Consider the following 15,129-nt stretch of genomic DNA (forward strand, 5'->3'; position numbering starts at 1 on the left):
CCAGCGCCTGCGCGCGCTCCGCGATGTCCATCCCCAGCTCCCGTCGACGAGGGGGCGTCGAGGCGGTGTGCCGATCACGGCCTGCCCGCCGCACCCGAACACGGTCCGCGACTGATCGGCAATCCCCCGTGACCCCTCCCCGCGTGATCCGCCACGATGTACCGATGCACACCCAGGACCCCGCCTCCCCGCACGTCAGCCTGCGCCCCCTGGACGAGCCGGGGATCGAGCGGCTCCTGCGGGTCGCCCTCGCCGACGCCGACCCCGAGGACGTCATGCCGCCCGGCTGGACCACCGACGCGCAGTTCCGCGCCTTCTACCGGGCCATGCCCGCGTTCGAGGTGCTGGTCGACGGGCGCACGGCGGGGATGGTGCGGTTGGCCGACGACGGCGAGACCGGCATGTGGCTGGCCAGGTCCGCGCGCGGCTCCGGGGTGGGCAAGGCCGTGCTGCGGCTGGTGCTGGCGCACGCCACGCGGGCCGGGCTGCGCGCGGTGCTCGCCGACACCACCGCCGACAACGCCGCGGCGCTCGCGGTCCTGCGCGCGGTCGGGGCGGAGCTGCGCACCGAGGGGGACCGGGTGCTCGCCGAACTTCCCCTGCCGGACGGCCCCGGCGCCCGGCAGGCGGACGCGAACGGCGCCTGACCGGCCCGGCCTGCACGCATCCACCTGCGCCGATCCGCTGCGCGCCACGGCGGCCGGGCCGCGCGGACCCGACCGCCACCGCGCCACCGACCCGGCCCGCGAGTCACCCCCGCGCCCGCGCCGCCGCGACCTCGATCCCGTCCAGCAGCACCTCCAACCCCGCCGCGAAGCTCAGCGCCGCCTCCCGCTCCAGGTACCCGTCCCCCTCCGGCGGCCCGTCGCCGGAGAGCTCGACCGGCGGCGGCGGGTCCTCGTTCACCCACACCACCATCGGGAACCGGTTGCCCAGGTCGTACGCGTCCAGCAGCGGCGCCCGCCCGTACCACCACTCCTCGTCGCCGACCCCGGTCGCCTTCGCCGCCCCGCGCGTGTCCGCGGTGACCTGCGCCGACCCGCGCACGAACTGGGTCAGCGCCCCCACGATCCCGCGCAGCCCGCCCCTGTCGATCCCGGTCTCCCGCAGGATCGTCACCAGCGTCTCCAGCGACGCGAACTCGTTCGGCCCGAGCACCGGCCGCGCCTGCGAGACGCGCAGCACCCACGGGTGCCACAGGTAGAACGCCCTGGTGTCGCACGCCCACTCCCCCAGCGCGGGCCGCCACCCGTCGTCCAGGTCGTAGCGCCCCGGCAGCTCCGCCAGCACCCGGTCGTACATCAGGTCCACCAGCTCGGCCTTGTTGGGCACGTACGTGTAGAGCGCCATCGCCGTGCGCCCGAGCCGCTCGCCCACCGCGCGCATGGACAGCGCCTCCATGCCGCCGTCGTCGGCCACCGCGATCGCGGCGTCCACGATCGAGTCGACCGTCAGCCCCTGCTTGGGGCCCGGTCTCGCCTGGTCACCGGCGTCCTCCCGCCACAGCAGCGACAGGGACCGCCGGGCATCGCCCTGTCCAGCGTACACAACCACTTGCAACTCCTTACAGCATAAAGTACCTTCGGCCCCATCACCACTTTACGCCATAAACAACACGGGGGGAACCGGGGAATGGCCGACGCAGCGGACAGCCACGACGCCATCGAGGTGCGCGGGGCCAGGGAGAACAACCTGGCCGACGTCTCGGTCGACATCCCCAAGCGCAGGCTGACCGTCTTCACCGGCGTCTCGGGCTCGGGCAAGTCCTCGCTGGTCTTCGGCACCGTCGCGGCCGAGTCCCAGCGGCTGATCAACGAGACCTACAGCGCCTTCGTCCAGGGCTTCATGCCCACCGTCGGCCGCCCCGAGGTCGACTCCCTGCGCAACCTCAGCGCCGCCATCGTCGTGGACCAGGAGCGCATGGGCGCCAACGCCCGCTCCACGGTCGGCACCGCCACCGACGCGCACACCATGCTGCGCATCCTGTTCAGCCGGTTGGGCGTCCCCCGCATCGGCACCTCGGCCGCGTTCAGCTTCACCCTGCCCGACGGCGCGTGCCCGCGCTGCGAGGGCCTGGGCAAGGTCTCCGCCGTCGACGTCGACCAGCTCGTCGACCGCTCGAAGTCGCTGCTCGGCGGGGCCGTCACCGTGCCCGGCTTCACCGTCGACAACTGGTACGTGCAGACCTACGTCGCCTCCGGCTTCTTCGACCCCGACAAGCCGCTGGCCGACTACACCGACGCCGAGCTCGCCACGCTCCTGCACGGCGAACCCGTCAAGATCAAGGTCGGCTCCACCAACGTCACCTACGAGGGCCTGGTCGACAAGGTCCGGCGCCTCTACCTGTCCAAGGAGCGCGAGTCCCTCCAACCGCACCTGCGCGCCTTCGTCGACCGCGCCGCCACCGCCACCGCCTGCCCCGCCTGCCGGGGCGCCCGCCTGGGCGAGGCCGCCCTGTCCTCCCGGATCGACGGCCTGAACATCGCCGACTGCTCCGCCATGCAGATCAGCGACCTCGCCGACTGGGCCGCCAAGCTCGACGCCCCCTCCGTCGCCCCCATGACCGCCTCCCTGCGGCACACCCTGGACTCCCTGGTCCACATCGGCCTCGGCTACCTGAGCCTGGACCGCCAGTCCGGCACCCTCTCCGGCGGCGAGGCCCAGCGCGTCAAGGTGGTCCGCCACCTCGGCTCCGCCCTCAGCGACATCACCTACGTCTTCGACGAGCCCACCACCGGACTGCACCCGCACGACGTCCAGCGGATGAACAGCCTGCTCCTGCACCTGCGCGACAAGGGCAACACCGTCCTCGTCGTCGAGCACAAGCCCGAGACCATCCGGATCGCCGACCACGTGATCGACCTCGGCCCCGGAGCGGGCGCCCTCGGCGGCCGGGTCTGCTACACCGGCGACGTCGCGGGCCTGCGCGCCTCCGACACCCCCACCGGCCGCCACCTCGGCCACCGGGCGAGCCTGCGCGAGCACCCCCGCACCCCCACCGGGCAGCTGCCCATCACCGGGGCCACCCTGCACAACCTCAAGGACGTGAGCGTCGACGTCCCGCTCGGCGTGCTCACCGTGGTCACCGGCGTGGCGGGCTCGGGCAAGTCCTCCCTGGTCCACGGCTCCCTCGACGGCCGCCCCGGCGTGATCACCGTCGACCAGTCCCCCATCCGGGGCTCCCGCCGCAGCAACCCCGCCACCTACTCCGGCCTGCTCGACCCGATCCGCGCCGCCTTCGCCAGGGCCAACAAGGTCAAACCGGGCCTGTTCAGCGCCAACTCCGAGGGCGCCTGCCCGCGCTGCAAGGGCATCGGGCTGATGTACACCGACCTGGCCATGATGGCCGGCGTCGCCACCCGGTGCGAGGAGTGCGAGGGCAAGCGCTTCACCCCGCAGGTGCTGGAGCACCGGCTGCGCGGCAGGAACATCAGCGAGGTGCTCGCGATGCCGGTGACCGAGGCGCTGGAGTTCTTCACCGAGAAGCCCGCGCGGGCGGTCCTGGAGCGCATGTCCGACGTCGGCCTCGGCTACCTCACCCTCGGCCAGCCCCTCAGCACCCTCTCCGGCGGCGAGCGCCAACGCCTCAAGCTGGCCACCCGGCTGGGCGAGGCCGGGGCTGCCTACGTGCTCGACGAACCCACCACCGGACTGCACCTGGCCGACGTCGACCAGCTGCTCGGCCTGCTCGACCGGCTGGTCGACGCGGGCAACACGGTGATCGTGATCGAGCACCACCAGGCCGTGATGGCGCACGCGGACTGGATCATCGACCTGGGGCCGGGCGCGGGCCACGACGGCGGGCAGGTCGTGTTCACCGGCACCCCGGCCGAGCTCGTCGCGCGGGCGCACACGCTGACCGGCAGACACTTGAAGGAGTACGTGGGCACGGGGTGACCACAACACCACGCTGTCCGGACAGGCGCCCCCTCAAGATCATTGATCGGGGTGGTGATCACGCCGTTCCCCCCAACCACCAGGATGTGCGCCATGCTTCCCCTGACCGTCACCAGAACCGAGCTCGTCGTCCCCCAGGTCGTCCGGATCACCTTCACCGGCGAGGGCCTGGACGCCATCCACACGTGGCCCGACCAGCAGGTGAAGCTCCTCCTCCCCCGCCCCGGCCACGACCTTCCCGAACTCGTCTACCAGGAGGACACCTACGGGATGGGGTGGTACCAGGCGTTCATGGCCATCCCCGAACCCGAGCGCCCGTGGATGCGCAGCTACACCATCCGCCACCACCGCAGGGAGCAGTCCGAGGTCGACATCGACTTCGTCCTGCACGACGGCGCCCCCGGCCCCGCCACCGCCTGGGCGGCCACCGCCAAGCCCGGCGACGTGATCGGCCGCTACGGCCCCTCCGCCGCCTACACCCGCCCGCTCAAGCGCGCCGACTGGTACCTGTTCGCCGGAGACGCCACCGCGCTGCCCGCCATGGCCAGCCTGATCGAGTCCCTGTCCGAGGGCTCCACCATCCTCGCCATGACCACCGGCCCCGAGCAGCCGTTCCCCTTCGACCAGATCCGCTGGGTCGACGACCTCCACGCGGCACTGGCCGAGACCGAACTGCCCACGGGCACCCCCACCGCGTGGGTGGCGGGCGAGGCCTCGGTCGTGCGCGCCCTGCGCAGGCACCTGGTGCAGGACCGGGGACTGGACCGGGGCCGCGTGGAGTTCACCGGCTACTGGCGCAAGGCCCTCACCCAGGACGACGCCCCCACCGACGAGGACCTGGCCGACGCCCGCGAGAAGACCCGGTGACCGGGGAGCGGCTTGGTGACCCGGCCCGGCGATGCGGTGACCCGGTGACGACGCGGAGCCAGCCGGGCGGGAGCCGGGTCGGGCCGGGAGGTGGCTACGCGCCAGGCGCTTCCCCTGGGGCCTCGTCCACCACGTCATCGGCCTCCCCCGTCTCGGAGCTGCCTGCCCCTGGGGTGTGAGTCTCTGGGGTGCGCGTCTGTGCGGTGTCCGTCTTGGGGGTGTCCGTCTTGGGGGTGTCGCCGACGACCTCGCGCAACTGCGACCGATTGGTCACCCCGAGCATCGGGAACGCCTGGTACAGGTGGAAGTTCACCGCCCGGCGGGAGAGCAGCACCCGCTCGGCGATCTCCTTGGTGGTCATCCCCGAGGCCGCCAGCCGCACGATCTCCTGCTGCTCCGGCGACAACCCGGCCAACGCCGTCCGGGTCCTGGGCGTGACCTGCGCGCCGGTCGCCGCCAACTCGGCCCGCGCCCGCTCGGCCCACGGCCGGGCCCCCAAGCGCTCGAACAACTCCAACGCCCCACCGAGCGCCACCCGCGCCCGCCCCAGCACGTCCACCGGGTCCTGACCCGCCACCGGGGCCGACCGGCGCAACTGCTCGCCCTGGTCCAGCAACAACTTCGCGTGGTCGAACGGCCACGGGGTGGTGGCGGGCAGCTCACCGGGGTCCAAGCCCACCAGCAGGCGGGCCCTGGCTATCAGCAACCGCAACCTGGGCGGGGTGTCCCCCCTGGTCAGCTCCTCGGTCCTGCGCAGCACCGCGGCGACCCACACCAACGGCGCTGCCGAACCACGGGCCACCGGACCACCACCGGCCACCGGATCAGGGCCGGCCGCCGCCCCGGAACCGCCGCTGTCGCCCTGAGCGCCACGAGCCGCCCCAACGCCACCAGCCAGCGCCGGATCGCCCGCGCCACCCCCCGCGCCACCGGCAGCCGCCTCAGGACCGCCGCCGGCCGCGCCCCCGGCACCGCCACGAACCGCGCCCCCAGCCGCTCCCGCGCCACCCCACCCACCACCGCCCCCGAGGTGGACCGCCGCTCCCGCCAGGTCGGCCACCGCGTAGTGCGACAGGTAGTAGTGCACCGGCTCGCCGTCCTCGGTGAACACCGCCGCGTAGGCCTCGAACGCCGCCGCGTGGTCGCCCGCCGCCGTCGCGGCCAGGCCCTCCGCGAACCTCGCGTGCACCACCGCGTCCAGGCTCACCCCCGGCGCCCCCAGGTCCAGGGCGTCCGCCACGTGCCTGCGCGCCATCGCCACGTCCCCCCGGACCGCGGCGAGCGCGGCGGCCTGGGTGGTCGCGGCGATCGTGCCCACGTCCGGCGACACCCGGTGCGCCGCCACCAGCGGCGCCAGGACCGCCTCCGCGTCGGCCCACCTGCCGGTGTGCCAGTACGCCTTCGCCAGCGTCGACGCCACCAACCCCGCCGACCGCACCGACCCGTGCTGGTCCACCGCCGTGGCCAGCAGCTGGATCGCCGCCTCGTACTCGTCGCGCAGGATCGCCAGCGCCCCCGCGAACACCACCTCGTTCTGCTGCCCCCGGTCCGTGTCCACCTGCGGGGCCGCCGCGAACGGGAACGCCACCACCGACGCGAACCTGCGGGTGATGTCCTCCCCCGGCTCCAGCAACCCCGCCAGCAGGCCCGGCTCGCCGATCGCGTAGGCCGCGTACGCCACCAGCCCCAGCGCGTTCAACGACGCCCGGTCACCACCCGCGGCCCGCGCGATCGGCATCGCCAGCTCCAGCGCCTGGTCCGGGTGCACCGTGCGCCGCAGCACCGCCGTCGCCTCCAGCATCGACGCCCACGACGGGCCAGCGCCGGCACGGGCCGCGAGCATCCTGGCCCGCGCGTGCCTGCCCAGCGACATCGCCGTCAGCGCCGCCTCCCCCAGCCGCGCCACCTTCCGCTCCCCCTCGGGCGTCAGGTCCGCCGCCCGCTCCCACGCGTCCAGCGCCGCCTGGTTCGCCCCGCGCCGCGCCGCCCGCCTGGCCGCCTCCGCGATCTCCGCCGCGACCGCCTCGTCCGCGTCCGAGCTCGCCGCCGACAGGTGCCACGCCCGCCGGTCCGGGTCCGCCCGCGCCGCCTCCGCCAGCAGCAGGTGCGCCCGCCTGCGCTCGGCGAACCCCGCCCCCCGGTACACCACCGCCCGCAGCACCGAGTGCCGGAAGTGCACGCTGCCCTCCCGCACCCGCACCAACCCCGCCGCGACGGCGGGCTCCAGCGCCTCGGCCGCGCCCGGCAGCACCGCGCTGTCGTCGGCCGCCGCCACCACCAGCGCCGCCCGCGTCACCTCGGGCAGCTCCGCCAGGTGCGCGGTGAACGCCCGCTCCAACCGCTCCGCCAGCGGCACCGGGTCGGTGTCCTCGGCGACCTCCGGCGCCTGACCGGCCAGGGTCACCAGCGCCAGCGGGTTCCCGGCCGCCGCGTCCAGCAGGGCCCGCCGCACCGCGCCGACCGGCGGGTCGGGCTGCCCGTCCAGCAGCGCCTCGGCGTCCCGCTCGGCCAGCGGGCGCAGCCGCAGCACCGGCACCTGGAACCCGGCGGGCGGGATGGTGGCGCGCGAGGCCACCAGCAGCCCGATCGGCTCGCCCACCAGGCGCTGCGCCAGGAACGACACCACGTCCAGCGAGGCCCGGTCCGCCCACTGCGCGTCGTCCAGCACCACCAGCAGCGGTCCGCTGTCGGCGCGCGTGGACAGCAGCGTCAACGCCGCCAGCCCGGTCTGCAGGCTGTTGGCCCGGTCCGCCGCGGCCAGCCCGAACGCGCCGTGCAGCGCGTCCCGCTGCCTGCGGGGCAACCGGTCGGACAGGTGCAGCAGCGGCCTGAGCAACCGGTGCAGCACCGCGTAGGGCAGCGCCTGCTCGACCTCGCCCGCGTGGGCGCGGAACACCGTGGTGCCCGCCTCGCGGGCCTGCTCGGAGACCTGGTCGAGGATGGTGGTCTTGCCGATGCCCGCGTCGCCGAGCAGCACCAGCGCGCCACCCGAACCGGGCTGGACTCGCGCGGTGACGTAGGCCAGCTCGGCCGCCCTGCCGACGACGTGCGTGATCATCGGCGGTGAGCTTAGCGGCCGGGCACGACAGCGCCGATGCCCCGCAAAAGGGTGGTCTTGGTATCCGCGCGTACCGAAAACCGCTGGTGAGACGGTCCAGTACCGACGATCCGGGACATACCGCGTGAACCACCCGCCCCCCGAAACCCCCCGAAGTCGCCGAACGAGCCCCCTGTTCGTCCTGGCGGTTTTGGGGGACGTGAGTCTTCGGATGTCCGGACCACTGGGATGATTGGTTTCGTTCGACACTGAAGGAATAATGGGAATTACCTGAAGGGTGTTCGGGTTCGGCGGGTGGCGACCCCGTCCCCCTACACCTCGCCGAGCGCCGGGGCGCCTGCGGGGCGCGTCACCCCTTCCGCTCACCGGAACGACCCGCCCGCACCGCTCCCACCAGCGGCGGGAGCACGACCCCGACGTCCCCCAGCCCCCAGGACGGGCCCCGAGGAGCTGTGAACGGGACGAACCGGTGGAACGTGGCCCACGACACCTTTCGCCCCGCCCGGCGCACGAACCCCGCTCCCCCGCCACCCGAGCGCGCCACCCACCGGAAGCCGGCCTCCCGTGCAGCGAGAACAGCCGGGAGAACCCGCCCGCGACACGGGTTGATCACCGTCCCGGCGGGCTTCGCGACGTGGCTACGATCGGCCGCGTGCCCCACTCCCCCGCCCTCGGACGGCCGGGTGTCCGGGGGCCCGTTCGACCAGCGGCCGACCCCTCACCGCCGCACTCGGGGGAGCCCGCCCGCACGTGTGGAGGAACAGGGTGGCAGGAGGAACATCCCAGCCCGGCCGGGGAGTGATGGCCCGCGCGCTGGACGTGCTCAACGCCTTCGAGGGGCACCGGGACGGCCTGGTGCTGGCCGACCTGGCGCGGATCAGCGGGCTGCCGCTGACCACGACGCACCGGCTGGCCAGCGACCTGGTGGCGCAGGAGGTGCTGGAGCGGCTGCCCGACCGCAGGTACGTGGTGGGCCGCAAGCTGTGGCAGCTCGGGCTGCTCGCGCGCGTGCAGGGCGGGCTGCGGGACGTGGCGCTGCCGTTCCTCCAGGACCTCTACGAGGCCACGCGCGAGAACGTGCACCTGGCGGTGCGCGACGGCGACGAGGCGCTGTACCTGGAGCGGCTGCACGGGCACTCGTCGGTGCCGGTGGTGAGCAGACCCGGCGGGCACCTGCCGCTGCACGCCACCGGCGTGGGCAAGGTGCTGCTGGCGCACGCGCCGCAACCGGTGGTCGCGGAGGCGGTGCAGTGCGCGGAGAAGGTGACGCCGTACACGATCACCGAGCCGGGCAGGCTGCTGCGCGAGCTGGCCGAGGTGCGCCGCAGGGGCTTCGCGCGCACGGTCCAGGAGATGACGCTGGGCACCTGCTCGGTGGCGGTCCCGGTGCTCGACCGCCGGGGTGACGTGGTGGCCGCGCTGGGCGTGGTGACCGCGACCCGCCGCGAACCCGCCCGGCTGGTGACGGCCCTGCGGATCGCGGCCGGGGGCATCAGCCGCGCGCTGCGCTGACCCGCGGGCGCCCGGAACTGTCGGTGGGTGGCGGCAGGATCCGGTCATGCGACTCGTCGAACCCGTCCACGCCGCCGTCCACGGCGACGACGCCGAACTGCGCGCCCTGCTAACCCCCGACGACCTGGTCCACCTCTTCCCCGAGCTGCACCTGGGCGTCGTGGTGCAGCAGCAGGCGGAGGGCCAGGCCGTCACGATCGCGCTGTGCGGCCAGGGCGCCCCGCCCAGCGCGACCCTGGAGGTGCCGCCCTCGTTCCGGATCACCGGGGTGCGGCACGAGGGCGGGGAGCTGCGGCTGGTCGCCGAGGACGGGCGGGTGGCGCGGGGGACGCCCCGCCAGTTCCGGGACGTGCAGCTGGTGCCCGCCGAGTTCAACCCGCGCTACCGGGAGCAGTGCGTCGACGTGCTGATGACCGCGCACCTGCGGCCGGAGGAGACGGAGTACGCGGAGCGGCGGGCGCGGGACCGGACCGTGCTCGTCGACCTGGACAGCGCGCACCCGGAGCGGGCCCGCGAGCTGGAGCCGCCGCTGGCCGGGCTGCTGGACCGGTTCGCCGCGCTGGAGCGGACCGCGCTGGAGCTCGTGAGCGCGGAGATCGCGGGCGAGCCCGAGGGGCGGGAGCCGTTCATCGCGGCGTTCCGGGCGGTGTCGCTGCGGGTGTACCTCAGCGGGGACTTCGAGCTGCACCTGAGCGAGCTGGAGCAGGGCAACTACCTGCTGGAGCACTGCTGGATCACCGTGGTGCACCTGGCGGACGGGACCCCGGTGGACTTTTACATGGACGCGTGACCGTCGACGCGTGACCCGGTCGGACGCTGTCGGGCGGTGGTGGGCGTCGTTACGGTCGACCTTCTGGGAGCGCTCCCAGAAACCGTGGACGACAAAGGAGTTGTCTCATGCGCACCCCGTTCCGGCTCGCGGCGCTCGCCGTGGCCCTGGTCGCGGTCACCGGGTTGGTCGTGCTCGGCGGCGGTGGAGGCGGCGGCACCGCCGTCGCCGCGCCCGCCTGCGCCGTCGACTACACGCCCAACCAGTGGGCCACCGGCTTCACCGCCGAGGTCGCGGTCACCAACCGCGCCGCGCCCGTCACCACCTGGACGCTGACCTGGACCTGGGCGGGCAACCAGACCGTCACCTCGGCCTGGAACGCCCAGGTCACCCAGACCGGCGCCAAGGTCACCGCCCGCGACGTCGGCTGGAACGGCCAGCTCGGCACCGGCGGAACCGCCCGCTTCGGGTTCCAGGGCACCTACTCCGGCGCCGCCGCCGCACCCACCGACTTCGCCCTCAACGGCACCCCCTGCAACGACGACGCCCCGCCCACCAGCACGACCACCCCACCGACCACGACCCCGCCCACCACAACCCCGCCGACCACGACCACCACCCCGCAGCAGCCCACCGGCTGCGGCACCGCGACCCTGTGCGACGACTTCGAGTCCCAGACCGGGACCACCCCCTCCGGCAAGTGGAGCGTCGGCGCGGCCAACTGCACCGGCACCGGCACGGTCACCGTCGACAACTCCGTCGCGCGCAGCGGCTCCAAGTCGGTCCGGGTCAACGGCGGCGTCGGCTACTGCAACCACATCTTCTTCGGCGCCAGCGTGAGCGGACCGGTGGTGCACGGCCGGTTCCACGTCCGGCACACCACCGCGCTGCCCGCCGCGCACGTGACGTTCATGGCGCTCAAGGACTCCGCCGACGGCGGCAAGGACCTGCGCATGGGCGGCCAGAACGGCGCGCTGCAGTGGAACCGCGAGTCCGACGACGCCACCCTGCCCGCGCAGAGCCCGCAGGGCGTCGCGCAGAGCATCCCGCTGCCCACCGGCCGCTGGACCTGCGTGCAGTTCACCCTCGACGGCTCCAGCGGCAGGCTGAGCACCAGCGTCGACGGGGTCGCCGTTCCGGGCCTGCAGGTCGACGGCTCCCCCACGCCCGACATCGACCAGCAGTGGCTCGCCCGCGCCAACTGGCGGCCGAACACCGTGGACGTGCGGCTGGGCTGGGAGAGCTACGGCGACGGCGGCGACACCCTTTGGTATGACGATGTCGCCTTCGGGAGTGCACCTCTGGCCTGCTAGAAGGCCGCGGGCGCACGAGCGTGGTGCACTGGGCGCGGCGCGGGTCCCGCGCCGCCCCCACACCGCGCCGTCCGGGAGGAAACCGTGGGTCCGTGCCGGAGGTTGCGCGCCGTGTGCGCGGGCCTGGTCACCCCGCTCGTGTCCGCGCTGCTGATGCTCGTCTCCCCCGCGGCGACCCACCCCAGGGTCATGGCCCTCGGCGACTCCATCACCGGCAGCCCCGGCTGCTGGCGCGCGCTGCTCGCGGGCGAGCTGGGCGGCACCGGGCACGCCGACGTCGACTTCGTCGGCACCCAGCCCGCCACCGACTGCGGCGGCGGCCCCTCCCCCGCGCACGAGGGGCACGGCGGGTTCCGGGCCGCCGGGATCGTGCTGGAGAACCTGCTCCCCGGCTGGCTCACCCGCGCCCGGCCGGACGTGGTGCTCATGCACCTGGGCACCAACGACGTCCTGGCGGGCGAGAGCGCCCCGGCCGTGCTCGACGCCTACACCGAGCTGCTCGGGCAGATGCGGCGCGCCAACCCGGCGGTGAAGCTGCTCGTCGCCCAGCTCATCCCGCTCGCCCACCCGGCCTGCCCGGACTGCCCCGCGCGGGTGGCGGAGCTGAACGCCGCGATCCCCGGCTGGGCGCGGGCGCACGGCACGCCGCGCTCCCCCGTCACCGTCGTCGACCAGTGGACCGGTTTCGACCCGGCCGTCGACACGCACGACGGGGTGCACCCGAGCCCGGCCGGTGAGCGGAAGCTGGCCCGCCGCTGGTACCCGCCGCTGGTCGCCGCGCTGGCCGGGGCGGGCGCGCCGCGCGCCGGGAGCCTGGTGGGCGCCGGGTCGGGGCTGTGCCTGGACGGCGCGGACGACCCCGGCGACGTCTCGGCGACCTCGGCGGGCGCCGCGACGTCCGTGCGGCTGTGGGACTGCCGCGACGGGGCCGGGCAGCGGTTCACCACCGCCACCACCGGCGAGATCCGGCTCGGCGAGCGCTGCCTCCAGGCCGTCGCGCCCGAGCTGCCCGTGCTGCTCGCGGCCTGCGACGGCGGCGCCGACCAGCGGTGGGCCCTCGCGGGCGACGGGCAGCTCGTCGGGTCCGGGCACTGCCTGGACGCGCGCGGCTCCGGCGCGGACAACGGCACCCCGGTGATCCTGTGGCGCTGCAACGGGCAGCAGAACCAGCGCTGGGACCGCTTCTGACCGCGCCGCTCCCCCACCATCACCCGATCGCACCACCGGTGACGCGCGCAAACCCGGTGCGCAGCAGGTAGGGGTCGGCGAGAATCCCCCAATGGCAGAGGGTGAGCGCACCACCGACGCGGACCGCGACGGGGAGCCGCGCGGGCGACGCACGACCCGGTTACGCCGCTGGCGGCTGGCCGCGCTCCTGCTGGCCGTCGCCGTGCCGCTGGCGGGCGGGTACTGGTGGTACCGGGAGGCGCCCACCGTGGACGACCTCAAGCAGCAGGCGGGCCTGAAGGGCAAGCAGGAGCTGGTCGTCGGCATCAAGACCGACATGCCCGGCATCGGGCTGCGCGACCCGGCCACCGGCGCGTACTCCGGCTTCGACGTCGACATCACCCGCATGATCGCCGCCGACCTGGGGTTCCAGGCGTCGGACGTGCGGTTCGTGGAGATCCAGAACGAGGACCGCAGCCGGATGCGCGGCGCGGACGGCGTGCTGGTCGACCTGGTGGTCGCCACCTACAGCATCACCGACCGGCGCGAGGGGATGCGCGGCGTCACCTTCTCCTCCCCGTACCTGGAGACCGAGCAGTCCGTCATCACGCGCAAGGACCACGAGCCGATCCGCGAGGCCGCGCAGCTGCGCGACAGGAGGGTGTGCACGCTCAGCACCTCGACCTCCACCGACGCGGTGAGCGCGGCCGGGGCCGTCATGGACAACAGCAACAACATCAGCGAGTGCGTGACCCGGCTGCTCGCGGGCGAGGTGGAGGCGGTCACCACGGACGCGGTCATCCTCGCCGGGTTCGTCTCCGCGCACCCGGACGAGCTGGCGCACCACGACATCGCGCTGGAGACGCCCGAGCTGTGGGCGGTCAACACCGGGGACAACGCGGCCCTGCTGGCCCTGGTGAACCTGTCGCTGCGCCGCTCCGCCTGCGACCCGGCCGACCAGCGGTGGGAGGAGGCGTTCGAGCGGCACCTGCGGCCGATGCTGGAGCACAACCCCGGCGAGGCGCTGCCGCTGGACCGGCAGCCCGAGGCGGAGGACGTCGACGTGCGCACCTGGCCGTCCACCGTCCCGGACTGCTGACCGGATGAGCGCCGACCCCGGCGCGGCCTCGGACGCCGCCCTCGCCGCCGAGGCCGCCACCCGCCCCACCGCCGACGCCCAGCGCGACGCCTCCCAGTGGACGCTCGCGCTGGTGCCCGCCTTCCCGATCGTGCTGCTCGTGCTCAAGCTCTGGCACCTGAGCGGCAAGGACCTCAACACCATGCTGCTGCTGGTGCAGAACGTGCACCCGGTGGAGCTGGCGACCTCGCTGGTGTTCAGCCTGCTGGAGGTGCCGCCCGCGATCGTCCTGGTCGCGCACGCGCTGGGCCTGATCTCCCTGGTCAGCGGCGGCAGGCCGACCCGGTCGAGGCTGGAGATCGCGGCCGAGCGCGTCCCGGGGCCGGTGGTGGCGCTGGCCGGGCTGTGGGCGCTGCTGGTGTGGCAGGTGCGGTTCCTGCCGCTGGCGCTGATGCTGCTGTGCGCGATCGCGGGCCTGCGGGCGAGGCTGCGCGGACGGGCCGACCTGGTGTGGCCGGTGTGCTTCCTGCTGCCCGTGGCGGTCGGCGTGACCGAGCTGGCGCTGCTGACCCCGGCGGCGCTCGACGCGGCGGCGACGGGCGACTTCCCGCTCGTGGCCTGCCTGCTCGTGCCGCCCCTGCTCGCCCCGCTGCTCACCGGCCCCCTCCCCCCGAGGTCGGGGCCCGCGACCGCGCACGCCCTGGCCCTGGCGGGGGCGCTGGGAACGCCGTTCCTGCTGCTGGCGCTGTTCCTGCGCGCGCCGGTGCTGCCGTCCGTGGCGCTGCTGCTGGAACCCGAGGCGCGCGGGCGCACGGCGGTGGTGCTGGGCAACGTGGTCACCGTGGACGACACGGCGACGACCGTGCTGGACGCGCGGGGGGACGTGCAGTTCATCCGCAACGACCACGTGGAGTCGAAGGTGCTGTGCCCAGGGGAGCAGCGCATCCCGAGCAGCCCGGTGACCGTGCACGGGTGGCTGGTGGAGCACCCGGCGCTCGACTGGCTGCTGCCCGCGAAGGTCCCCCAGGGCGCCACGGACCCGCTGTGCGACGGGCGGTTGCCGTCGGCGGGGTGAGCGCGTGGCCGTCAGGACAACCCGGAGGAGCTGGACGTGACCCCTGAAGACCCCGACGATCCGCCCCGAGCACTGAGCGGGCGGGGCCAGGCGGTGCTCGACCTGCTGGACAAGGCCATCGGGTGCTGCTGGGGCAATCCGGTTCCAGCACCATCGGCAAGGCCGCCGAGCGCACCGGCCAGCACTGGGCCCGCCAGCTCGTCACCAGGGTGCCCGCCGGGACGCTGAAGCAGATCAACGAGGTGCCGGGCAGGAACTTCATCACCGGGTACGGCACCAAGCAGGGGATCGTCGTCCTCGGCCCCGCCCCGCAGTCCTGGCCGGAACCGCCTCCGCCTGCGTGACACCACCGGGGTGAAGGTGTGACACGTCGGGGCGATTTGACGCGCTCAG

Annotated in this window: 12 protein-coding genes; 10 read left to right on the top strand and 2 right to left on the bottom strand. The window is 74.4% G+C overall.

What is annotated here, in order from left to right; genetic code table 11:
• Nucleotides 1-164 precede the first annotated feature (164 nt).
• Nucleotides 165-647 (top strand): GNAT family N-acetyltransferase, encoded by a 483-nt coding sequence (locus tag CNX65_RS17880; protein ID WP_096494534.1) that lies wholly within the window; start codon nucleotides 165-167, stop codon nucleotides 645-647.
• A 103-nt stretch (nucleotides 648-750) separates the two neighbouring features.
• Here the strand turns inward: CNX65_RS17880 and CNX65_RS17885 are convergent, their stop codons facing one another.
• Nucleotides 751-1,554 (bottom strand): TetR/AcrR family transcriptional regulator, encoded by an 804-nt coding sequence (locus CNX65_RS17885; RefSeq protein ID WP_096494536.1) that lies wholly within the window; start codon nucleotides 1,552-1,554, stop codon nucleotides 751-753.
• A gap of 78 nt (nucleotides 1,555-1,632) precedes the next feature.
• Here CNX65_RS17885 and CNX65_RS17890 point away from each other — a divergent pair, with 78 nt between their 5' ends.
• Together CNX65_RS17890 and CNX65_RS17895 are read left to right on the top strand one after the other, a co-directional pair.
• Nucleotides 1,633-3,897, top strand: a complete 2,265-nt coding sequence (locus tag CNX65_RS17890; protein ID WP_096494538.1) for an ATP-binding cassette domain-containing protein — start codon at nucleotides 1,633-1,635, stop codon at nucleotides 3,895-3,897.
• A gap of 93 nt (nucleotides 3,898-3,990) precedes the next feature.
• Nucleotides 3,991-4,764 carry a siderophore-interacting protein gene (locus tag CNX65_RS17895; protein ID WP_096494540.1) on the top strand — a complete coding sequence of 258 codons (774 nt, stop codon included), beginning with the start codon at nucleotides 3,991-3,993 and terminating at the stop codon, nucleotides 4,762-4,764.
• 94 nt (nucleotides 4,765-4,858) lie between these two features.
• Here CNX65_RS17895 and CNX65_RS17900 read toward each other — a convergent pair whose 3' ends face one another.
• Nucleotides 4,859-7,822 carry a helix-turn-helix transcriptional regulator gene (locus CNX65_RS17900; protein WP_096494542.1) on the bottom strand — a complete coding sequence of 988 codons (2,964 nt, stop codon included), beginning with the start codon at nucleotides 7,820-7,822 and terminating at the stop codon, nucleotides 4,859-4,861.
• Nucleotides 7,823-8,587: 765 nt separating this feature from the next.
• On the opposite strand from CNX65_RS17900, the gene CNX65_RS17905 reads away from it, so the two are divergent.
• The 7 genes from CNX65_RS17905 to CNX65_RS17935 all read left to right on the top strand — a co-directional run bounded on the left by CNX65_RS17905 (nucleotide 8,588) and on the right by CNX65_RS17935 (nucleotide 15,080).
• Nucleotides 8,588-9,334 (top strand): IclR family transcriptional regulator, encoded by a 747-nt coding sequence (locus tag CNX65_RS17905; RefSeq protein WP_015802314.1) that lies wholly within the window; start codon nucleotides 8,588-8,590, stop codon nucleotides 9,332-9,334.
• 46 nt (nucleotides 9,335-9,380) lie between these two features.
• Complete coding sequence (locus tag CNX65_RS17910; protein ID WP_096494544.1) at nucleotides 9,381-10,124, top strand: hypothetical protein; 744 nt, start codon at nucleotides 9,381-9,383, stop codon at nucleotides 10,122-10,124.
• A gap of 107 nt (nucleotides 10,125-10,231) precedes the next feature.
• Nucleotides 10,232-11,416, top strand: coding sequence for a cellulose binding domain-containing protein (locus CNX65_RS17915; RefSeq protein ID WP_096494546.1), 1,185 nt, complete (start codon nucleotides 10,232-10,234; stop codon nucleotides 11,414-11,416).
• A 111-nt stretch (nucleotides 11,417-11,527) separates the two neighbouring features.
• Nucleotides 11,528-12,604: a GDSL-type esterase/lipase family protein gene (locus tag CNX65_RS17920; RefSeq protein WP_232519887.1), complete on the top strand. Its 1,077-nt coding sequence runs from the start codon at nucleotides 11,528-11,530 to the stop codon at nucleotides 12,602-12,604.
• Between the two features lie 91 nt (nucleotides 12,605-12,695).
• On the top strand, nucleotides 12,696-13,682 hold the full coding sequence (locus tag CNX65_RS17925; RefSeq protein ID WP_096494548.1) for a transporter substrate-binding domain-containing protein: 987 nt from the start codon (nucleotides 12,696-12,698) through the stop codon (nucleotides 13,680-13,682).
• Nucleotides 13,683-13,686: 4 nt separating this feature from the next.
• Nucleotides 13,687-14,736, top strand: a complete 1,050-nt coding sequence (locus tag CNX65_RS17930) for a hypothetical protein (RefSeq protein ID WP_096494550.1) — start codon at nucleotides 13,687-13,689, stop codon at nucleotides 14,734-14,736.
• 122 nt (nucleotides 14,737-14,858) lie between these two features.
• Nucleotides 14,859-15,080 carry a hypothetical protein gene (locus tag CNX65_RS17935; protein WP_177154612.1) on the top strand — a complete coding sequence of 74 codons (222 nt, stop codon included), beginning with the start codon at nucleotides 14,859-14,861 and terminating at the stop codon, nucleotides 15,078-15,080.
• Nucleotides 15,081-15,129 lie beyond the last annotated feature (49 nt).

The organism is Actinosynnema pretiosum (assembly GCF_002354875.1).
GTDB classification, from domain to species: Bacteria; Actinomycetota; Actinomycetes; order Mycobacteriales; family Pseudonocardiaceae; genus Actinosynnema; species Actinosynnema auranticum.